The sequence below is a fragment of the Leifsonia sp. Root227 genome, assembly GCF_001428745.1.
Taxonomy (GTDB): Bacteria; Actinomycetota; Actinomycetes; order Actinomycetales; family Microbacteriaceae; genus Leifsonia.
In genome coordinates this window covers 178,323-198,967 of the sequence record NZ_LMIO01000001.1, presented here as the reverse complement: position 1 = coordinate 198,967, position 20,645 = coordinate 178,323, and the positions used below count along the sequence as shown (strand labels likewise).

Annotated in this window: 22 protein-coding genes; 12 read left to right on the top strand and 10 right to left on the bottom strand. The window is 70.0% G+C overall.

The features are described 5' to 3' along the window. Positions 1 to 17 precede the first annotated feature (17 nt). Complete coding sequence (locus tag ASE16_RS00945) at positions 18 to 431, top strand: hypothetical protein (RefSeq protein WP_055889455.1); 414 nt, start codon at positions 18 to 20, stop codon at positions 429 to 431. Here ASE16_RS00945 and ASE16_RS00940 read toward each other — a convergent pair. Beyond that, positions 404 to 1,069, bottom strand: a complete 666-nt coding sequence (locus tag ASE16_RS00940; RefSeq protein ID WP_055889451.1) for a TetR/AcrR family transcriptional regulator — start codon at positions 1,067 to 1,069, stop codon at positions 404 to 406. The two genes, ASE16_RS00945 and ASE16_RS00940, sit on opposite strands and share 28 nt — an antisense overlap. 59 nt (positions 1,070 to 1,128) lie before the next feature. Between ASE16_RS00940 and ASE16_RS00935 the strand changes: the two genes are divergently transcribed. The 4 genes from ASE16_RS00935 to ASE16_RS00920 all read left to right on the top strand — a co-directional run bounded on the left by ASE16_RS00935 (position 1,129) and on the right by ASE16_RS00920 (position 4,337). Next, positions 1,129 to 2,010, top strand: coding sequence for an SDR family NAD(P)-dependent oxidoreductase (locus ASE16_RS00935; RefSeq protein WP_055889447.1), 882 nt, complete (start codon positions 1,129 to 1,131; stop codon positions 2,008 to 2,010). Positions 2,011 to 2,112: 102 nt separating this feature from the next. Beyond that, positions 2,113 to 2,556, top strand: coding sequence for a hypothetical protein (locus ASE16_RS00930; RefSeq protein WP_055889443.1), 444 nt, complete (start codon positions 2,113 to 2,115; stop codon positions 2,554 to 2,556). Positions 2,557 to 2,565: 9 nt separating this feature from the next. Further along, positions 2,566 to 3,717 (top strand): sensor histidine kinase, encoded by a 1,152-nt coding sequence (locus ASE16_RS00925; RefSeq protein ID WP_055889439.1) that lies wholly within the window; start codon positions 2,566 to 2,568, stop codon positions 3,715 to 3,717. After that, the gene (locus ASE16_RS00920; protein ID WP_055889435.1) at positions 3,714 to 4,337 is read left to right on the top strand and encodes a response regulator; all 624 of its coding nucleotides are present in this window, start codon (positions 3,714 to 3,716) and stop codon (positions 4,335 to 4,337) included. Before ASE16_RS00925 ends, ASE16_RS00920 begins: the two co-directional genes overlap by 4 nt. A 111-nt stretch (positions 4,338 to 4,448) precedes the next feature. Here ASE16_RS00920 and ASE16_RS00915 read toward each other — a convergent pair whose 3' ends face one another. Further along, positions 4,449 to 5,360, bottom strand: coding sequence for a formylglycine-generating enzyme family protein (locus tag ASE16_RS00915; protein WP_055891385.1), 912 nt, complete (start codon positions 5,358 to 5,360; stop codon positions 4,449 to 4,451). Positions 5,361 to 5,746: 386 nt separating this feature from the next. Here ASE16_RS00915 and ASE16_RS00910 point away from each other — a divergent pair, with 386 nt between their 5' ends. The 4 genes from ASE16_RS00910 to ASE16_RS00895 all read left to right on the top strand — a co-directional run bounded on the left by ASE16_RS00910 (position 5,747) and on the right by ASE16_RS00895 (position 11,202). Beyond that, entirely contained in the window at positions 5,747 to 7,135 is a 1,389-nt protein-coding gene (locus tag ASE16_RS00910) for an APC family permease (RefSeq protein ID WP_235500172.1), read from the top strand. Positions 7,136 to 7,281: 146 nt separating this feature from the next. Continuing rightward, entirely contained in the window at positions 7,282 to 8,913 is a 1,632-nt protein-coding gene (locus tag ASE16_RS00905; protein WP_235500164.1) for a SulP family inorganic anion transporter, read from the top strand. A gap of 15 nt (positions 8,914 to 8,928) precedes the next feature. Further along, the gene (locus tag ASE16_RS00900) at positions 8,929 to 9,600 is read left to right on the top strand and encodes a GAP family protein (protein ID WP_055889430.1); all 672 of its coding nucleotides are present in this window, start codon (positions 8,929 to 8,931) and stop codon (positions 9,598 to 9,600) included. A 9-nt stretch (positions 9,601 to 9,609) separates the two neighbouring features. Next, positions 9,610 to 11,202: a SulP family inorganic anion transporter gene (locus ASE16_RS00895; RefSeq protein ID WP_055889425.1), complete on the top strand. Its 1,593-nt coding sequence runs from the start codon at positions 9,610 to 9,612 to the stop codon at positions 11,200 to 11,202. 64 nt (positions 11,203 to 11,266) lie between these two features. On the opposite strand, the gene ASE16_RS00890 is transcribed toward ASE16_RS00895, so the two are convergent. Then, positions 11,267 to 11,926 carry a class I SAM-dependent methyltransferase gene (locus tag ASE16_RS00890; protein WP_055889422.1) on the bottom strand — a complete coding sequence of 220 codons (660 nt, stop codon included), beginning with the start codon at positions 11,924 to 11,926 and terminating at the stop codon, positions 11,267 to 11,269. 73 nt (positions 11,927 to 11,999) lie between these two features. Then, positions 12,000 to 13,037 carry an alpha/beta fold hydrolase gene (locus tag ASE16_RS00885; RefSeq protein ID WP_235500159.1) on the bottom strand — a complete coding sequence of 346 codons (1,038 nt, stop codon included), beginning with the start codon at positions 13,035 to 13,037 and terminating at the stop codon, positions 12,000 to 12,002. A 52-nt stretch (positions 13,038 to 13,089) separates the two neighbouring features. Between ASE16_RS00885 and ASE16_RS00880 the strand changes: the two genes are divergently transcribed. After that, positions 13,090 to 13,476, top strand: a complete 387-nt coding sequence (locus ASE16_RS00880; protein ID WP_157479961.1) for a hypothetical protein — start codon at positions 13,090 to 13,092, stop codon at positions 13,474 to 13,476. Here the strand turns inward: ASE16_RS00880 and ASE16_RS00875 are convergent. The 6 genes from ASE16_RS00875 to ASE16_RS00850 all read right to left on the bottom strand — a co-directional run bounded on the left by ASE16_RS00875 (position 13,466) and on the right by ASE16_RS00850 (position 19,801). Next, a complete protein-coding gene (locus ASE16_RS00875) occupies positions 13,466 to 14,980 on the bottom strand; it encodes a cytochrome b (RefSeq protein WP_082581116.1) in 1,515 nt (504 codons plus the stop codon). The genes ASE16_RS00880 and ASE16_RS00875 overlap by 11 nt on opposite strands. An 88-nt stretch (positions 14,981 to 15,068) precedes the next feature. Next, positions 15,069 to 16,040, bottom strand: a complete 972-nt coding sequence (locus ASE16_RS00870; protein WP_235500144.1) for an RNA polymerase sigma-70 factor — start codon at positions 16,038 to 16,040, stop codon at positions 15,069 to 15,071. 23 nt (positions 16,041 to 16,063) lie between these two features. Beyond that, positions 16,064 to 16,831, bottom strand: coding sequence for an SDR family oxidoreductase (locus tag ASE16_RS00865; protein ID WP_055889414.1), 768 nt, complete (start codon positions 16,829 to 16,831; stop codon positions 16,064 to 16,066). A gap of 113 nt (positions 16,832 to 16,944) precedes the next feature. Beyond that, entirely contained in the window at positions 16,945 to 18,141 is a 1,197-nt protein-coding gene (locus ASE16_RS00860; protein WP_055889411.1) for an AI-2E family transporter, read from the bottom strand. Between the two features lie 96 nt (positions 18,142 to 18,237). After that, positions 18,238 to 18,957, bottom strand: coding sequence for a GAP family protein (locus ASE16_RS00855; RefSeq protein WP_055889407.1), 720 nt, complete (start codon positions 18,955 to 18,957; stop codon positions 18,238 to 18,240). 1 nt (position 18,958) lies between these two features. Further along, positions 18,959 to 19,801 carry a mechanosensitive ion channel family protein gene (locus ASE16_RS00850; RefSeq protein ID WP_055889403.1) on the bottom strand — a complete coding sequence of 281 codons (843 nt, stop codon included), beginning with the start codon at positions 19,799 to 19,801 and terminating at the stop codon, positions 18,959 to 18,961. A gap of 135 nt (positions 19,802 to 19,936) precedes the next feature. Between ASE16_RS00850 and ASE16_RS00845 the strand changes: the two genes are divergently transcribed. Beyond that, positions 19,937 to 20,149, top strand: coding sequence for a hypothetical protein (locus tag ASE16_RS00845; RefSeq protein ID WP_055889400.1), 213 nt, complete (start codon positions 19,937 to 19,939; stop codon positions 20,147 to 20,149). 9 nt (positions 20,150 to 20,158) lie between these two features. Further along, a complete protein-coding gene (locus ASE16_RS00840) occupies positions 20,159 to 20,638 on the top strand; it encodes a hypothetical protein (protein ID WP_055889396.1) in 480 nt (159 codons plus the stop codon). Positions 20,639 to 20,645 lie beyond the last annotated feature (7 nt).

Here is a 20,645-nt window from a genome sequence, read left to right as displayed (position 1 = left end):
CGGAAGCAGGTACACCCATGAACGACAGCGGAACGGCCCTCAGGGCCCTGCGCATCATCAGCGCGATCGTGCTCCTCGTGATCGCCGCCATCCACATCTTCCTGATCTTCGACGGCGTCGGCGGTCTGCTCGGCGTTCTCTTCGTGCTGAACGGCATCGCCGGCATCGTCCTGGCACTCGGGATGCTCTTCCTCCGCGGCAGACTTCTCGCCCTCGCGACGGTGCTCAGCCTGCTCTTCGTGATCGCGAGCCTCGCCGCTCTGCTCCTCGCGCTGACCGTCGGGCTGTTCGGCATCACAGAGTCGTGGGACTTCACGCTGGTGCCGGAGACGGTGATCGTGGAGGCGATCGGGGTGGTGGTGCTCGCTGCGACGACGGTGAGCGCGCTTCGCGGTACGCGCGGCTACTCCGCGACCGCCCCGACGAGGTAAGCGGCCAGGATGCGCCGGAGCCGCGGCTCCAGGTCCACCAGAGCGTGCCCGAGCCGAGGGTCGGTGCGGTAGAGCTCGGCGATCTCCGGAGGTGGGGTGGAGATCTGCCAGAACGTGCCGGCGAGGGAGGTGGCGGTGGCGACGAGGTCGACGGCTGCGGCCGGGGTCAGGCCGGGGATCGTCTCCCTGACGGCTGCGACGATCAGCGCGAGCGACTCCCCGGTCGTCAGCTTGAAGGCGCGGACGGCCTCGACGGACACGTTGCGCTCGAGGTTCATGGGCGCCTGGGCGAGCAGGTCGCAGAACGCGCCTCGTTCGGCGAGCGACGACGCGAAGGATGCGGCGACGGCGGAGGTTCCGCTCGCCGCGCGCACCCTGGCGCACACGACAGGCGTCCACTCGCGCCACCCGTCGGCGGTCAGGCGCAGGAAGATCTCTTCCCTGGTCTCGAAGTAGCGCAGCATGGCCGACTTGTGCATCCCGACCGCGTCGGCGATGTCGGTGAGCGTGACCTCTCGGATGCCGCGCTCGGCTGCGAGGGCTCGCGCCGCATCCAGGATCGCCTGTTCCCGCGCGGCCTTCGCCTCGGGGGATCTGGCGCGCCGGAACGTGCCCGCTGCTGGTTCGGTTGTGGTCACGCCGAGAGTTTACCGCAACCGAGTTGCATTAGTTAAAGAAACGATGTTTCATTAACCCCATGACACAGAACCCCACGACCCAGACCTGGTTCATCACCGGATCCTCCCGCGGCTTCGGCCGCGCCCTCGCCGTCGCCGCCCTCGAGGCCGGTGACCGCGTGGCGGCGACGGCCCGCCGCCCGGAGCAGCTCGACGACCTCGTCGCCACCTACGGCGACCGCATCCGCCCCCTGCAGCTCGACGTCACCGACGCCGTCCAGGCCCGGGCTGCGCTCGACACCGCCAGAGACCGCTTCGGCTCTGTCGACGTCATCGTCAACAACGCCGGCTACGCGAACGTCTCCCCGATCGAGACGACGGACGACGCCGACTTCCGCACCCAGTTCGAGACGAACTTCTGGGGCGTCTACAACGTCTCCAAGGCGGCCATCCCCGTCCTGCGGGCGCAGGGCGGAGGACTGGTCATCCAGTTCTCGTCGGTCGGCGGCCGTGTCGGAGGCTCCCCCGGAATCGCCTCATACCAGGCGGCCAAGTTCGCGATCGACGGCTTCAGCCGCGTGCTCCGCGTCGAGACCGCCCCCTTCGGTGTGAAGGTGCTCGTGGTCGAGCCGAGCGGGTTCGCCACGGACTGGGCGGGCTCGTCGATGGAGGTTCGCGACGTGCCGGAACAGTACGAGAGCACGGTCGGCGCGATGAACAAGCGGATGCGGCAGACCACCTCCGGTCCGGCAGGCGACCCTGTGCGCGCCGCCGAGATCCTGGTGACCGTCGCCAAGCGCGCGAACATCCCAGACCACCTCCCCCTCGGCGTCACCGCGACCGAGATGAGCGTCGCCCACGACCGCCGCCTGCTCTCCGACGACCTCGCCTGGTCGGCGGTGAGCAGGTCGGCGGACTTCGGGGAGCCGTACCCGGCGGAGTTCCCGGTGGATGCGGTGTGATGGGCGGTACGTCCGCCGCTGCCGGGCAGCATCCACTGATCGGCGGCCAGGTCCAGCCGACCGGTTGATCCGGCGGGCGCTCCCGCTCGCGACGCTGGAGGCATGACAAACGCAAACACCGCCCCACGGTCCGCCGTCCGTCCCGAGACCGCAGCGGCCCGCCGCGCGGCCTTCCGTCCCGTTCTCGTGCTCCTGGCCGCATTCACCGCGGTCAGTCTCGCGATGATCGCCGTGCTCATCGCGCAGAGCGTGATGGGGATCGCCGTCGACACCGCCGTCTGGATCCGCTGCTCGCTGGTGTTCGCCAGCGGGGTCGTCATGCTGCTGATCGCGCGCAGCGCGTCGCGGGGGTCGCGTGCAGCCTGGGTGCGCATCCGGATCATCAGCCCGATCGTGCTGGTCGCCGTGATCGTCATCGTGTCGATCCCCGGCTTCCTGCCGGACTGGGTGCGGATCGAGCAGGCGCTGTGCGGTCTCCTCGTGCTGCCGGCGGCCATTCTGCTCAACCGGCCGCGCATGGGGCGGCACTTCCCGCAGAGCGCGTAGGGTCGGCCTATGATCGACCCGCGCTGGCGGACCGTGCTCGCGGTCGCCCCGTATCTGGTGCTCGGGATGCTCGTCGCCTTCGCACTCGGGATGCAGTGGTCCGACCCCCGGCACCTGATCCCGGAGCTCGTGCTCTGCGCCGGGTACGCAGTGCTGGTGCTGGTGCTGCGCGACCTGCCGACGCCCTGGCGCGGACGCTCGGCGGCGATCTCGCTACTGATGCCGTGCCTCATCCTGATCAACCTGGCGCTCGTGCTCTACCAGGGCTGGTTCGCGTTCCTGACGATCTCGACCTTCTCGATCGCGTACTCCCTCGTCCCGTGGCCGTGGGAGCTCGTCGCCGTCGGCGCCACCGCTGTCGTCGCCGGGCTGGCGCAGGCATCCGGTTTCAGCGACAACGCGGCCGGCACGATCGGCAGGCTGCTCGTGGTGGCGCTCAACATCGTGGCGATGTGCGGGCTCTCCTGGGGGCTGAGGCTGTCGCAGAAACAGCTCGAAGTGACGGCCACCGAGGCGGAACGGGCCAGGCTCGCGCGGGAGATCCACGACACCCTCGCGCAAGGGTTCGCCGGGATCGTCACCCAGCTGCAGGCGGCGGAGCACGCCGCGGACGACACGGCACGCGACCGCCACACCGACGCCGCCCTCTCGCTCGCCCGCGATGGCCTCGCCGAAGCGCGGCGCTCCGTCCAGGCGCTGCGGCCGGCCGCCCTGGACACGGCGGGACTGCCGGAGGCGATCCGCGAGACGGCACGACGCTGGTCGCGGCGCACGGGCATCCCGGTCGACGTCCGCACCACTGGTGCCGCCCGCCCGCTGGCAGTGGATGCGGAGGTCGCTCTGCTGCGCACCGCGCAGAAGGCCCTCGCCAACGTCGAACGCCACGCGGATGCGCACAGTGTCGCGCTCACCCTCGCGCACGACCAGCGCGGGGTGCGGCTGGAGGTGCGGGACGACGGCCGCGGGTTCGACGCGGAACCGCGGCTCGGCGGGGCCGCGGGCGCGGACGCGGCGGCCGCGGACGCCCCGCCCACCGCCGACCAAGGCGGCGGCTATGGGCTCATCGCCATGCGCGAGCGCATCACCGCCCTCGCGGGCGAACTGATCGTCGACTCCCACCCCGGCCGCGGCACCTCCATCCGGGCGGAGGTGCCGCGATGACCCCCGTGCGCCTCCTCGTGGCCGATGACCATCCCGTGGTGAGGGACGGGATCGTCGGCATGGTCTCCTCCGACCAGGACATCGAGGTGGTCGGCGAGGCGTCGGATGGCGCAGAGGCTGTCCGTCTCGCCCGCGCGCTGCAGCCGGACGTCGTGCTGATGGACCTCCGCATGCCGGGCACGGACGGGGTCAGCGCGATCCGCGAGCTCCTGCGCCTCGGCGTGCCGTGCCGGATCGTCGTGTTGACCACCTACGACTCCGATGCGGACGTCCTGCCGGCGATCGAGGCGGGCGCGACCGGCTACCTGCTCAAAGACGTGCCGCGCGACGAGCTGGTCAGAGCCGTCCACGCCGCCGCGAAGGGGCACTCAGCACTTGCGCCGTCCGTCGCATCCCGGCTGGTCGACCGCGTGCGCACCCCGGAGGCGAGCCTGCTCACCCCGCGCGAGCTGCAGGTGCTCGCCCTGGTCGCCGACGGCGCGACCAACCGCGAGGCCGGAACGCGGATGCACGTGAGCGAGGCGACCGTGAAGACCCACCTGCTCAGCGTCTACGCCAAGCTCGGCGTGGGCGACAGGGCGGCAGCCGTGGCGGAGGGGTTCAGGCGGGGGCTGCTGTAAGCCACGGCTCTGAGACCGAGTACGTAAAGCCCGCCGACGTCGAGGCTTGATCGCGTCGACAGGTTTCCATGTTCGCGACAGGAACCTTCTGCGCCACACCACCCCGCTGCCCTAAGCGTCCGCAGCGCACCTGAATCCGATGTGCGTCGTCGCCGAGTCCTCCGACTCCGGCGAGCGAGCCGCCGGCCGATAGCGGAGGCAGTAGTCGGGCGAGCACAGGTGGGAGCCGCCCTTCAGCACGCGGCGCGGGGTGGCCGACCCCGGTTCCGCGCCTGCCGGGCCGAGGAGACTGGGGCGGGCGCCCGCATCCACTGCCGCAGCCGCCGCGTCCGGGGGCAGGTGGCGGGGCGTGTAGTAGTCGGTCGTCCACTCCCAGACGTTGCCCGTCGTGTCGAAGAGGCCGTAGCCGTTCGCGGGGAAGGTCATCACCGGCGATGTGCCGACAAAACCCGATGCTCCCGTGTTGCTGTACGGGAAGCTGCCCTGCCAGCGGTTGACCATGAGCGCGCCGTCCGGCCGTTCGTCGTCGCCCCAGCTGAAGCGCGCGCCGTCGAGGCCGCCGCGGGCCGCGTACTCGAACTCGACCTCGGTCGGCAGGCGGCGGCCCGCCCATGCCGCGTACGCTGAGGCGTCCTCGAAGCTCACCTGCACCACCGGATGCGCTGGACGAGAGACGACCGCGTCGAACGCTTCCCTGCCGAACGGGAAACGCCAGTACGCCCCTGCGCCCCAGCGCCACCACTGCCGCCAGTCGCGCAGGTCGACGGGACCGGCGGTCGGCGTGAACACCATCCCGCCCGGCACGAGATCGGCCGGGTCGGCTCCAGGAAAATCGGCAGGGTCCAGCGGGCGCTCTGCCACGGTGACGTAACCGGTGTCGTCGACGAACGCGGCGAACTGCTCGTTCGTCACCGGATGCGCGTCGATCAGGAATGCATCGACCGTGCGTTCGTGCACCGGCTGCTCGTCCGGATAGAACTCGGCGGAGCCCATCCGGAACGAACCGGCAGGAATCGGCACCATCGTGGTCGGATGCGCGCCCACCGTCGGGTGCGCGCTCACCGTCGGGTCTGGCATCCGGTGGGCTCCGTCCTTCTCAGTCGCGTGCCATCGCAGCCGCGTCGTGCGACTCGACGTCGATGGATGCGTCGTCCGCGATCTCGAAGACGACTTTCGTGATGGTACCGCCCTCGAACTCGAACCGGGAGCCTCCTGCAGGGAGCGGTCGCGGAGCTCCCCGGCCTCCGTGCCCCGCGCGGTAACGGACGGTTTCGACACTCGATACCGCTGATCACCACGCTTTCAGTACCCGATTTCCTTGTTATGCGACGTAATCCGCACCTCTCGATTCGGATTTCGTCGCGGAACGGCTTACGATGACACGGCTTGTCTGCAGCAAAGGAGCTCGCGTGTCATCCACCCCCGCACCCACCGCGTTGCGACGATCCCTCGGCCTGTGGGCGATCGTCGGTCTCGGCCTCGGCTACATGACTCCGATGACGGTGTTCGACACCTTCGGCATCGTGACCGGCGAGACGAACGGCGTCGTCCCGTCCGCCTACCTGTTCGCGCTCGTGGCGATGGTGTTCACCGCCGTGAGCTACGGCCGTATGACCAGGGTGTTCCCGTCTGCGGGGTCCGCGTACACATACGCGTCGGAGACCATCCACCCGAACGTCGGCTTCCTGGTTGGCTGGTCGTCGCTGCTCGACTACCTGCTGCTGCCGCTCGTGAACGCGTTGATCGTGCGGCTCTACCTTGAGTCGTTCTTCCCGCAGGTGCCCGGCTGGATCTGGGTGGTCGGCTACGTCGCGGCCATCACGGCGATGAACCTGTTCAGCATGTCGTCCACCTCGCGGGTCAACGGCATCCTGGTCGTCTTCCAGATCGTCTTGATCGGCGTGTTCGTCGCACTGACCTGGACTGCGCTGAGCTCGGGCGCCGGCAACGGGACCGCGTTCAGCCTGACGCCGCTGTTCCACTCCGGCGTGCACTTGGCCGCGGTGATCGGCGGTGCGACGGTCGTCTGCTTCTCGTTCATCGGTTTCGACGCGATCACCATGTACACCGAGGAGGCAAAAGACAGCCGCACGGTGCCGAAGGCGATCGTGCTCGCGCTGATGATCGGCGGCGCGATCTTCTTCACGGCCGCCTGGTTCGCCCAGTCGCGCTTCCCCACCCTCGCGGGCTTCAGCTTCACCGACGACACGCTCCCCGAGATCGCACTGAAGACCGGCGGCCTGCTCTTCCAGATCCTGTTCATCTCGGCCGCGGTCGCCGCAGCGGTCGCCTCCAGCCTGGCGTCGCACGCGAGCGTGTCGCGCATGATCTACGTGATGGCCAGGAACGGCAACGGACGTCTCTCGCGGGGTCTGTCGTACATCCACCCGCGGTTCCGCACGCCGGCCACCGCCGTGCTGCTGGTCGGCGCGGTGTCGCTCCTCGCGGCGGCGTTCACGCTGGAGTTCGTGTCGTCGATGATCAACTTCGGCGCACTGATCGCCTTCACCGTGGTGAACGCGACAGTCATCATCCACTTCGCGATCCGGCGTGGAGAGCGGCACGGCGCCAAGCAGATCCTGCGCAACATCGTGCTGCCCGCGATCGGGATGGTGCTCACCGGAGTGCTCTGGGCCAACCTCCACGTGGATGCGCTGACGTACGGCCTCATCTGGCTGACGGTCGGGGTCATCACCCTGCTGGTCCTCACCCGCGCCTTCCGGAGACGCCTCGGCGTGAAGCTCGAAGAGGACGGGGAGGCGGCGATCATCACCCGCGAGGGAGCACCGCAGCCCTAGCCGCGATCCCGACGCGCCGCGCGAGGCACCCCTAGACGCGGAATGCCGGCGATGGTTAGCCTTCGAGCACACTCGCCGTGTTGCGTGCATTGGAGGGGATCGACATTTCGACACGACCACTCGCCGGGCTCACTGGACGCAACACCGTGCGTGAGCTCGTCTCGGGCGTCACCCTGCTGGCCATCGCCGTCCCGCTGAACATCGGGTACGCGCAGATCGCGGGGCTGCCGGCCACCGCAGGGTTGTATGCGCTCGTGCTCCCCGGCATCGTGTGGGCGCTGCTCGTGTCGTCCCGGCAGCTCGTCGCGTCTCCGGATGCCGCCGCCGCCGCGCTCGTCGCATCCTCGATCGGCGGCCTCGCCGTCGCAGGCAGCGCCGACTACATCACGCTCGCGCTCGCCCAGGCTCTCATCTGCGGCGTCCTGTTCCTGCTGTGCTCGTTCTTCAAGCTCGGCTTCCTCGCCGACTTCCTGTCGAAGCCGATCCTCGTCGGATTCGTCGGCGGCCTCGCGCTCGACATCCTGGTGTCGCAGGTGGCGAAGATGCTCGGGGTCAAGATCGACTCCGGTGGTGAGTTCGTCGACAAGCTGGTCGGCCTGTTCACCGGGCTCGGGAACCTCAACCCGTGGTCGCTGCTCATCTCGCTCGGCGCGCTGGTCATCCTGCTGGTCGGCCGGGTGCTGGCGCGGGCGGTGCCGTGGGCGCTGGTGGTGCTGGTGGTCGCGACCATCGTCGTCGTGCTCAGCGGCGCGGAGAAGGCGGGCGTCTCCGTGCTCGGTCCCGTCGACGCCGGACCGCCGAAGCTGACCTGGCCGGTGATCGACTGGTCGATGTGGCTGGCCCTCATCCCGTCCGCCATCGCGCTGACGGTCGTGACCATGGGCGAGGGCCTGCTGGTCTCCCGGTCGTACGGCGAGAAGCGCGGATACCCGACGAAACCGGACAGGGACCTGTTCGCGTTCGGCGCGGCCAACATCGCCGCGGGCGTGGCGGGCGGCTTCACCGTCGGGTCGTCCACCTCACGCACGGCCGCGATGGACCAGGCAGGATCGCGCACGCAGCTTCCGACCATCGTCACCGCGGTCGGCACCCTCGCCCTGCTGCTCTTCGGCACGGCCCTGCTGGAGCACATCCCGTCGCCCGCCATCGGCGCGATCGTCGCGGTCGCCGTCGTTCCGCTGCTCGGGATCGCCGACTTCGCGAAGCTGTGGCGGCAGGACAGGTTCGAGTTCGCCATCGGCGCCGTCTGCTTCCTGGTGACGTTGTTCGTCGGGTCCATCGCCGGCATCGTCGTCGCCTTCGTGCTCGCGGTGATCAACGTCACCCGCCGTGCGGCAGCCCCGGCCATCGACACGCTCGCCGCCGACGGCGACCCGCAGAGCTCCCTGCTCGACGCCGCGGAGCCCGGCACGGCGACAGCACCTGGCGTCGTCGTGGTCCGGCTGGCGGCACCGCTGTTCTTCGCCAACGCCGAGACCTTCGGAAAGGCGGTGCGGCGCGCGGTGGACTCGGTCGAGGGCGTCGAGCACGTCGTCCTCGACATGGAGGCGGTGACGGATGTGGACGTGACAGGCGCCGAGGCGTTCACCGGCCTGCACGCGTGGCTGACATCGCGCCACCTCGATCTCGGCCTCACCAGGCTCCGCCCAGGGCTCGCCGACCGGATGCGGCACCTCGGCCTGCTCGACGGCGTCACCGTCTACGACACGAACAGGGACGCCCTCGCCACGCTCCCGCCGCCCCGCGGGCACGGAGACGCCAGCCATGCAGACGCCTGACAGAAGGAGACGACCATGACCCAGGTGATCGGAGCCATCCTCCCGATGGCGATCGGAATCGCGATCAGCCCCATCCCGATCATCGCGGCCATCCTGATGCTGCTCTCGCCCAGGGCGAAGAGCACGGGCGTGGGCTTCCTGCTCGGCTGGATCGTCGGCATCCTGGTCGCCGTGACCGTGTTCGTCCTGCTCTCCGCCGTGCTGCCGGAGAAGGACCCGGACGCGTCGCAGCCGATCGTCGGCGTCATCCAGCTCATCCTCGGCGTGCTGCTGCTCCTGCTCGCCGTCCGTCAGTGGCGGTCGCGGCCGAAGCACGGCGAAGAGCCGGCCCTGCCCAAGTGGATGAGCGCCATCGACTCGATGAACACCGGCCGCGGGTTCGCGCTGGGCTTCATCCTGGCGGCCGTGAACCCGAAGAACCTGCTGCTGGCCGTCAGCGCCGGGGTCAGCATCGGCTCCGCCACCCTGTCCGTCGGCTTCACCATCCTCGCCATCGCGATCTTCACCGTGATCGCCGCCGTCTCCGTCGGCGCCCCGGTGATCGCCTACCTCGTCGCCTCCGACCGGATGCGCGGGCCCCTCGACGCCCTGCGCGGCTGGCTGGTGCACAACAACGCCACCGTCATGGCCGTTCTGCTGCTCGTCATCGGCGTCTCGGTGGTCGGCAAGGGCATCGGAAGCTTCTAGGCGCATCCCGTGACGACCACCCCGACGGGCAGATCGCGGCTGTGGCTGCTGCCGACGCTCTCCGGTTACCAGCGGTCGTGGATCGGCCGCGACGTGCTCGCCGGGATCTCGGCCGGGGCGGTCGTCGTGCCGCAGGCGATGGCGTACGCGACCATCGCGAACCTGCCGGTGCAGGCGGGCCTCTACACCTGCATCGTGCCGATGATCGTGTACGCGCTGCTCGGCGGCTCGCGCGCGATGAGCGTCTCGACCACCTCGACGATCGCCACGCTCACCGCGACCACCCTCGTGTCGGCCGGAGTTGTCTCCGGCTCGGACGACATCCCGCGCGACCTGGTCACGCTGACCCTGCTCGTCGGCGCGATCCTCGGGGTGGCCAGGCTGCTGCGGCTCGGATCGCTGGTGGAGATCATCAACAAGCCGACCCTGCTCGGTATCCAGGTGGGCGTGGGCGCGACCGTCGCGCTCGGCCAGCTTCCGAAACTGCTCGGCGTCTCCGAGACGACGACGGGCAGCGGGTTCATCCGCTCGTTCGTCGCCGTGGTCGAGGCGGTGCCGCAGGCCAACCTCGCCACCGTGCTGCTGTCCGTCGGCTCCGTCGCGACGCTGTTCATCGTCAAGCGCTTCGCCCCGCGCATCCCCGGCCCGCTGATCGTCGTGGTCGCCGGGATCCTGCTCAGCGCGTTCGCCGGGCTTCCGGACGCGGGCGTGGACCGTATCGCCCCCGTCACGCAGGGCGTCCCGCTCCCTGCGCTGCCGTCGTTCCAGCACATCCTCGCCCTCATCCCCGGCGCGTTCGCCATCGCCGTGATGGCGTTCCTCGAGACCACGGCCGTCGCCAGAGGCATCCGCGACGCGGGCGACAGGGCGATCGACAACAACCAGGAGCTCCTGGCCGACGCGGCAGCCAACCTGGTCGGCGGCTTCTTCCAGACCCTGCCGGCCGCCGGCGGCTTCTCGCAGAGCGCGGTCAACCGGGCAGCTGGGGCACGCTCGCAGATCAGCGGCCTGGTGACGGCGGCGCTCGCGCTCCTGGTCGGGCTGTGGCTCGGCCCTGTCGTGAGTCTCCTCCCGCAGGCGACGCTCGCCTCGCTGGTGTTCGTCGCGGTGTTCGGCCTGATCGACGTGCGCAGCCTCGGCTTGCTGTGGCGGATCAGCCGCCGCGACTTCGCCGTCGCCATCGTGACGATGACGGTCGGGCTGGTCGCCGGGCTGCTGCAAGCCGTGGTGGTCGGGGTGGTGCTGACCCTGATCCTGCTGCTGTCAGCGCTGAACAGGCCGCGCATCCGGGTGCTGTCGCCGACGGAGGAACAGCTCGACGTGACGCTGCTCGCCCCGCTGTACACCGGGAGCACGCTGGGCACGGAGCAGGCGATCCTACAGGCGGTGGATGCGGCCCCTGGCACGCACCGCGTGACGCTTGACTGCTCGGTGCTGCGGGAGATCTCGGTGACCGTCATCGACGGCCTCCGCGACCTCGACCGCGAACTCGCCGGCCGCGGCATCGCGCTCACGCTCACCGGCTTCGCGCCCGCGGTCCTCGCCGTCCTCGAACGCACCGACTGGTTCCAGACCCTGCGCGAAACCGGCCGCGCCGCCTGATCGGCGCTGCCACGAGGAGCCGTGACGTACGGCGTGGCCTGGGGAGAACTGTGGATGCGCACCGTCACGCCGTCGCCGTGCCGGCGATCTGCGTGTTGAACGGCAGGAAGGGCGTGTGCAGCCGGTAGCGCTCGACCTCGACGGCCGCGAACCCGGCCGCCCGAACCGTTCCCTCCAGGTCGCGCTCGCACGAGCATCCCTCGAACGTCCAGCCCCAGGGGCGCCGGAACAGCCGCTGCGCCGCCCGCGTCGGCGTGCCTTCCTCCGCGGCGACGTGCTCGACGAACCGGAACGTGCCGCCCGGCCGCAGGATGCGCCTCACCTCGGCGAGCGCCGCGTCCGGATCGTGCACAGAGCACAGCACCAGCGATGAGATCACGGTGTCGACACTTCCGTCCGCGAGGCCCGTCGACTCTGCTGTGCGCTCACGCAGGTCGAGGCGCACGCCCTGGCGACGTGCCGCATCCCGCAGCCTGCCGTGCATGGCGCGGTTCGGCTCGACAGCGACCAGGGTCGCGCCGTGCGGAAGGTATCGGAGGTTCGCGCCCACCCCGGAGCCGAGCTCGACCACCTCAGCGGGCAGGCCGGCGAAGACGCGCGACTTGTGATCGCGGAGGCTGCGCTCCAGGTACGGCCCCATGACGTGGAAGAAGGACGCGTTGAAGCGGCCTCGACCCGCGTGCTGCTCGAAGGGGGTCGGGGTGGTGGTGTTCGTTTCGGTCATGCCTCCAGCGTGCCCGGCGCGATGGAGGCGGTCAGGCGTGGAACTACCTCAGTTCGCGCGCGGTTCGCCGCGCTCAGTCCGCCGCCCGGTCGTGCGCCGCGGCGTACCAGGCCGCGATCTGCGCCCTCGACCGGAATCCGAGCCGCAACCGGATGCGCTCCACATGGCCCTCCGCCGACCGCTCGTCGATGCCCAGTCGCTCGCCGATCTCGCGGTTCGTGCAGCCGGCGCTGACCAGGGCTGCGACCTCGGCCTGCCTGGCGGTCAACCTGCCGGCGCCCGTCCGGGATGCGCGCAGCCCGAGGAAGCGCCGCACCGTCGTCACGAGCGCGTGCCTGTCTCCCGCCCAGGGCAGGTGGGACCGTCCTGGCAGGACGATGAGCTGCGCCCCGGCGATGCCGTCGGCGAGCGCCGCCGCCTGCGCGACCGGGGCCGCCCTGTCGTGCTCCCTGTGCACGACCAGCGTTGGCGCGCGCACCCCGGCGAGAACGCCGGAGACGTCGAGCCGGTAGCTGAGCTCGAGGAGGGAGCGAGCGGTCGCCGCATCGGACGACGCCCGCTGGTACCGGCCGAACGCCGCCCGGGAGCCGGCCGGCGCATCCGGCGCGAAGATGTCGGTGAGCACATCGGAGCCGAGCCCCCAGTGCGACTCGACCAGGCCGAGCACGCCGTCGCGCACCTCGGGCGACGCGATGGCCGAGCCTGTCGCCCAGCCGCCGTAGAGCACCAGCCTCCGCACGGTCTCCGGATGCGCGGCAGCCCACGCCGCCGCGACCGGCGCGCCGAGCGAGACGCCCATCAGGTCGAACGGCTCCGGTCCGAGCGCCGCCGCGAGCGTCGCGACCTGCTCCAGTTCGCACTCCAGCGACGGCGGGCGATCTGTGGGTGCGGACAGCCCGCATCCCAGCCGGTCGTAGCGGACGAGCCTGCACCCCTCGGCGAGCCCTTCGTAGAGGGCTCGCTCCTCCGGCAGCTCCCAGCTCAGTTCGAGGTGGCTGAGCCAGCCGGAGACGTACAGCAGCGGCCGCCCTGAGCCCACCGACGCGTACGCCACGATGGCGCCGTCGGCCGTCGTCAGCTTTCCGATGCGCTGCTGCATGCGTTGCTGCATGGCACCATTGTGGCCCTCGTCACATTTCCCTCGCTCGCGCGGTCTTAAGGGTATGAAGATCACCGCGTGGCTTCCCCGCCCTTTGCACCACCGCGCCGTCCGGGACTTCCGCAGCGCGGCCGTCTCCCGCGATGCCGCGAGGCTGGAGTCGATGCTCGCCCCGGATGTCGCCGTCGTTGTCGACGGGGGCGACGACGAGCAGCCTGCGCTGCGGATGGTGACCGGCACGTTCGACGCGGTCGCCCTGCTGCTGCACGGCCTCGGCCGGAAGCCGGGGCTGGACGTGGTCGAGCGCCAGGTCAACGGTCAGTCCGGTCTCCTGCTGATCGCGGACGGCGAGCCGACCGCGGCGATGACGATCGACTTCGCCGGCGCGCTCGTCAGCGTCGTCTGGATCCGGCTGCATCCGCTGGCGCTGCGGCACGGCCTCACCGTCTGAGCGCGCGGCCTCGTTCGTCCGCGTGCTCCCGCAGCGGCGCACCGTCGCCCGGGTTCACCAGCCGCCAGCGTTCGAACTCGTCGAGCTGCCGATGGATCTCGACGTACTCGCCGCCAGGCAGCCGCACGATGCGCCCGGTCTCGACGCCGTGCAGCAGGAGTCCGACGTCCTTCTTCTGCAGGCCGAGGCAGACTCTGCGCGTGATCGCGAACGCGGCGAGCGGCCCGAGCAGCACAGCTAGCTGGAACGTCAGGACGACCGTCTCGATGCCGACATGGAAGTGCGTCGCGATCAGGTCGGCGCTCGCTGCGCCCCAGAGCACGCCGTAGAACACGATCCCGGCGACCCCGATGCCGGTGCGCGTCGGGGTGTTCCTCGGGCGATCCAGGATGTGGTGCTCCCGCCTGTCCCCCGTGATCCGTTCCTCCACGAACGGGTAGAGCAGCACGGCGAGGAGATACCCGCCGATGACGCCGAGGGGCACCAGGATGGCCAACGTCCAGGTGCGGCCGAGCCAGACGAACTCCCAGCCGGGAGGAACGAGGCGCAGCGCCCCGTCCAGAAAGCCGGTGTACCAGTCCGGCTGGCTGCCCGACGACGCGTCGCCGGCCGACGACGGACCGTAGAGCCAGATCGGACTCACTGTCACCGTCGCCGCGACCAGGAACAGCAGCGCCGCGACGATCGTGAACAGCCCGCCGGCGCGGACGGCGGCGTTCGGCAGCACGGGCACCCCCACCACGTTCCGCTCGGTCGCGCCAGGCGCGGCGAACTGCGCCGGACGCTGCACGTAGCCGATCCGGATGCGCCACACCAGCAGCGCGATCAGGGCCGCTGGCACGATCAGCACGTGGATCGGGTACAGGTGCTCGATGATCTGTCCGGGGAACTCGCCACCGAACAGCAGTGTCGATGCCCACGTGCCGATCACGGGGATCCCGAGCACGATTCCCTCCACGATGCGCAGTCCGGTGCCGGAGAGCATGTCGTCCGGCAGCGCGTATCCGCTCCAGCCGCCGGCCAGGGAGACGATCAGGAGAAGGAACAGCAGCACCCAGCTCAGCCGCCGCGGCCGCCGGAACGCACCGGTGAAGAACGTGGTCAGCAGCTGCAGGATGAGCGACGCCGGCAGCAGGAGTGCCGCCCAGTGGTGCACCTGCCGCATCAGCAGGCCGCCCGGAGCCTCGAACGAGATGGCCAGGGTCGATCGCATCGCCTTCGACATCGTCGCCCCGTCGAGCGGCGTGTATGCGCCCGAATAGACGACCTGCGTGCTCGATGGCGCGTAGAAGAACATCAGGAACACCCCGCTGAGGAACACCACGACCACGCAGGCGAGCGAGACGACGCCGAACAGGTTCGTCCAGTGCAGCGCGATGTGCCGCTGCCTGAGCTCCGCGGCGAGCGCCGTGAGCCGACGGCCGAACGCGGTCCTGGTCGCGATGGCCGACGCCGCACGGTCGGTCAGCGACCCTTTCGTCCTGGCGGAAGAACCGCCACCCACACCGAGAATCCTTCGCACGACGACCTCCAGTCTCACTAGTAAGACCGTGGAGACGGCGCGAATGTGACAGTTGGCTCGAATGTGACCGTCAGGCGGAAACGGACGCGACGCGCGCGAGCTTCTGGGGGTTCATCATCCAGAGCAGTCGGTCGATTCCTTCTGCGCTGGAGGAGAGGGCCACCACGGCGAAGATCGCGCCGTCGCGGACCAGCGCGACCGCCGGCTCGCCGTTGGTCTCGACAGGACGAAGCGACACCCCGACCCAGAACCGGGGCGCGAACGCGCGGATGTACTTGGCCACGGTCTCTCTTCCCCGCACAGGGATGCGGGATGCGCGCACGATCCCGCCGCCGTCCGCGTAGCTGACGACGTCGGCGGCGAACATGCTCTCGAGCTCCGTGAGGTCGCCGGTCTGCGCCGCCGCCAGGAACGTGTCGAGCAGGCGCCGCTGCTCCGCAGGGTCGACGGGCTTCGCCTGCCGTTCCGCCGCGAGGTGCTTGCGCGCCCGGCTGGCCAGCTGGCGCGTGTTCGCCTCGCTGGTCTGGATGATCTCCGCGATCTGCGAGAACGGGTAGTCGAACGCCTCGCGCAGCACATACGCCGCACGCTCCGTGGGCGTCAGCTTCTCCATCAGCAGCATGACCGCGAAGCCGAGCGCCTCGTCACGTTCCGCGCCCAGGGTCGGGTCCGCGCTGGTGTCGACCGGTTCCGGCAGCCACGGGCCGATGTACGTCTCGCGCCTGGCGCGGGCCGACTGGGCGACGTTGATGGCGAGCCGCGTCGTCGTGGTGGCGAGGAAGGCGCGCGGGTCGTCGACGGTGGAGCGGTCGTACCTCTGCCAGCGCAGCCACGCCTCCTGCACCACGTCCTCGGCGTCCGATGCGCTGCCGAGCACGCGATACGCGATCCCGAACAGCCGGGGCCGCACCTGGAGGAACGTGTCGGCCGCCTCGTCGAGTTCGGCGCCGGCGGTCGGCTCGTCGCGCATCCACCGATGGTACTCCCGCCCGGCGACCGGCCGGGCGGGAGCGGGGTACGCCTGGATGGTCGCCGCACTCATGACGACAGGCGTCCTCCGGCCGGTCAGAGCGATCCGGATGCGCGCAGCCAGTCCTCGAACCTGGTCGGCGCGATCCGGAGCGCGGTGATCGCCTCGTCGTTCCCCGGCACCAGCGAGGTGTCTGTCACCGTGCCGCCGAAGTAGCCGGCGGACTCGTCCGCGACGACAGTGCGGGCATCGCCGCGCGCTTCCAGCACGCGCCGGCCGAGCTCGGCCAGGCGGAGCTGCTCGGGACCAGCCAGCTCGATGACGTCGTTCGTCGGCGCCTGCGTTGCGATGTCGGCGAGCGCCGCGGACACGTCCGCGGCGGCGATGGGCTGCATGAGCACAGGGGACAGCCGGATGGTGTCGCCGTCTGCTGCGCCCTCCGCCAGCCGTGGGATGAACTCGAAGAACTGCGTCGCCCGCACGATCGTGAACGGCAGGCCGCTCTCCCTGACGAGCCGCTCCTGCGCGACCTTGGCTCGCATGTAGCCGATGTCGTGCATCCGGTCGGCGCCGACGATCGACAGCACGATGTGATGCCCGACGCCCGCCTCCTTCTGCGCTTCGACCAGGTTGGCGGTCGAGCGCTGGAAGAAGTCGAGCACGGCCGCGTCCTCGAAGGAGGGCGAGTTGGGGATGTCGAGCACGACGTCCGCGCCGGCAAGCGCATCCGCGAGCCCCTCTCCCGTGACGCTGTTCACTCCTGTCGACGGCGACGCCGCGACGACGTCGTGCCCTGCCTGACGCAGCAGCTCGACGAGCGGCGTTCCGATCTGTCCTGTGCCGCCGATGACCACGAACTTCATGACTATCCTTTCGCTGGATGGTTTCAGAAGCTCAGACCGGGCAGCCAGGAGGTTTGTGACAGCGGCCGCGTCGGGATGAGTCTGGTCACCGTCCGGTCACCGGACGCGTCCGGTCACTCGGCAGCGTGCCCGGCGTCCTTCGCACGCTTCTCGCTCTTCCGCTGCTCCGCATCCGCCTTCATCAGCTGGCGGGTCTCGCCCAGATCTCCGATGGCCGCCCGCCAGATGCGGGCGCGCGGATCGGCGTCGACGAGCACGGCGCGGCCGAGCAGGGTGAGCGGGATGGCGAGGATCGCCCCGATCGGCCCGAGGACCACCGCCCAGAAGAGCACGGAGAAGAAGGTCAGCGTCTGACTCAGCGCGACCGCGTTTCCGACGACCTTCGGCTGCACGACCGACTGGACGACGGCGTTGATGACCCCGTAGATGACGATGATCGCGATCACCGTTCCCCAGCCGCCGGTGAGGTAGCCGAACAGCAGCGGCGGCACGATCGCGATGAAGTAGCCGACGTTCGGGATGTAACTGCACAGGAAGGCGAGGATCGCCCAGAGCAGGGCGGCAGGCACCCCCAGCAGCCAGAGCGCGATGCCGTTGATCACGCCCTGCACGATGCCGAGCACCGTCGTCACCACCATGTAGCGGCGGACGTTCCGCGCGAACGCCGACAGCGCGTACACGAGGTTGGGCTTCTTCGGCTGGAGCTGACGGAGCAGGGTCGGCGCGTATGCGGCGTCGGCCGGCATCAGGATGAGCATGGTCAGCACGACCACCCCGAACGACACGAGGCCGAACGCTCCGCCGAGCAGCCCGGTGAAGAAGTCGAGGAAGTGGGCGGGGTCGAACCCGGCCGTCACCGCCTTCACCTCGTCCGGCCCGATCCCGATGCTCTGCAGCCACGCGCCGATCTGGGCGCCGAACTCCGCGAGCTGGGCCTGATACGCGGGCAGCATCCCGATGAAGTCGGCGAGAGCCAGGAGCAACAGGCCCGCGAAGGCGGCGAGCAACGCGAACGTGGTCAGCGCGACCGCCCCCGTCGCGACGCCGGCGGGGGTTCCGTGCCTGGTGAGCCACACCCGCACGGGCTGCGCGCAGATCACGAGCACGAGCGCGAGCAGCGTCGGGGCGAGGATGCTGCCGATCGCGTGCATCCCGACAGCGATCACCACCGCGCAGGCCAGGCCGAGCAGGATACGCACCCCGCGTCCCGATGGGTTGTCCTGCTGATCGGCGTCGGCGTCGGCGGGCGGGGCTGCTTCCGGGGCGCGCGGACGCCGGTGGAACGGCCACCACGCGCGACGTTCGCTCATCTGACTCTCCCTCCCGGCATCGACGGTGAAGAAAGCTGCGTGCTTGGAGGCTATTGCGGTGCTGCCCGGGTGTCTAGGAGCGGACGGCCACGCCCGTTAGTAGCTGAGCAGTTCGGAGAGGCCCTTCTGCAGTTGCAGCACCGCGATCACCAGCAGGAGCGCAGCGTTGAGCACGTGCGTGTTCCCCGCGACCCAGGTGCGGACGCGGGCGAGCAGCGGCTCGACCGCCTTCCCCCGCACGAGCACGAGCACGGCGGGCACGATGATCGGCAGCGCCCCGACGACCCCGAAGATCACCAGGGTCCAGATCGACTCCGGCGCCGTCAGCGCCAGCCGGACGTCAAGCCCGGCGATGACCGCGCACGAGGCGTCGACCGGGTTCAGGACGAACAGCCCGAGACCGAGGACGAACGCACGAGGAACCGTGAAGTTCTCGACCGTGCGCAGCCAGCCGGGCAGCTGCGGGGCTGCCCTGGTCACATCGGCCGGGGTGCGCGCCGCCGCCATCGCCACGATGTGCGCCTTGCCTCTGCGGTACACCCAGATCGCGCTGACCAGCAGGATGACCGCGAGCAGGATGCGCACGACGGGAACCCAGACCGGCGGCACCGACTTCTCGTGGACTTCGAGCGCACCGAACACCAGGTAGCTGATCGCGAGCACGAGGCCGATGCCCACCGCCCAGCCCAGCGCGAACATGACGCCGTTGATCCTCGCGCGACGCGAGACGAGGATCGCGATGAGCGCCATGATCGCGAGTGGACTGAGCAGGATCCCGAAGCCGAGCGGCACGAGGGAGAGCAGAAGCTGGCCCATGTCACAGCTCCCCTGGCGGCGTCAGCGGCGTGTCCGGCAGGGCGGACGTGATCACGACCCGCCTGTCCGCGAACGCCGCCGCGAGGGCGTCGATGACCGCCGACCGCACCTGCGGCCCGTGCGACGGATGGTGCCAGAACCGTACGGCGTACACCGTCCTGGTCGGCTCGACGGCGGTGGTGAGCACCTGCACGGCCTCGCGGTGGTGCACGCCGTCCGTGTCGTGGCAGACCGACCGGATGCGCTGCGCCGTCTCGTCGTCGACGCTCTCGTTCCCATCCGCGTTGGCGATCCTGACCTGCAGTTCGCTGCGCTGCTCTCCGGTCTCCGACTCGTTGACGAACGGGCCGCTGAGCACCACGCTGTTCGGGATGTGCACGGTCCGGCCGTCGAGGGTGCGCACGGTCACCGACCGCCCGTTCAGTTCGTGGACGGTGCCGGTGTAGCCCTGGATCGTCACTCTGTCCCCGACGACGAACGGTCGGCGCGTCTGCAGGATGACCCCGGCGGCGAAGTTCTCCGACACGCCTCGCAGTGCGAGGACGGCGATCACGGCGACGATGATCGCCAGTGCGATCACCGGTTGGATGGGCGCGCCGAGGAACGCGATCGCCACCCCGACACCGAGCAGGATGATCACGAGCCTGACCGAGCGGGCGATCCTGGCCCGCACATCGTCCGTGACGCCAGGCAGCTTCCGCAGCAGGACCGTTGCACCGCGTTTGGCGACGATGCCGAGCACGACCCCTGCGACGACGGCGAGCAGCGCGAAGACGATGTCCCAGGTGTCCAGGCCGGAGAGGAAACCCGCCGCATCCGCCCCGCTCGGTGCCGCCGCCGTCATGGACACGAACCTAGCCCGCGTCCGCAGCGAGCGTCTAGTGTCCTCGAAAACCCCCACTAGAGGAGATAGAACGAGCCCTCTACCATTCAATCAAGCGCAGTAGCAGAACCCCCGAACCGATCGGACGGAGCACTGATGGCCACATTCGAGATCCCCCTCGGCAACGCGCCGAAAAAGGGCGAAGACATCCATCTCGTGCGCTGGGCTCAGACGGATGAGGGGTGGTGCCCGGAGACGGTGCTCGCGACCTACGTCGCCAGCACCCACGACGAGTGGATCGTCGACACCTCCGGTGAGCAGCGCCGGCTGCGCCGGGACCAGTGGTTGCAGTTCGCCATGTGGCGCTAGCTGCGAGTCATGGAACCGTCAGAGTCGACGCATCCCGCCGACACGATCGTCGCCATGACGATAGCGGACTACGTCAACATCGACGCGAACGGCAAGGCCAACCTCGTCGGGGCGGGCATCCGCGTGCTCAGCCACGAGTCCGGGACGTCGGCATCGTCTCCCTTCGCCGTGTGGGTGACGCTCAGCCTCGCGGACGTGCCAGCGCATCCGGTGATCGTCGAGCTGGTGCTCACCGCACCGGACGGCACCAGCGTGCGGCTCGACGACGCCTCCGGACGGCCGAGCGAGGTCCGGATCACCCAGTCGGCCACGTTCGCCACGATGACGCCCATCGACCTCCCCGACGGCCACCTGCCGCCGATGCACGTCCTCGCGGCGAACTTCCCCAACGGCCTGCACTTCCCGCCCGGCCGCCTCTACCGCTGGCAGGTGGAGGCGGACGGGGTGATCGCCGGGACGTATCCGTTCTATGTCGCCGGTGCGGAGTGACTCGACG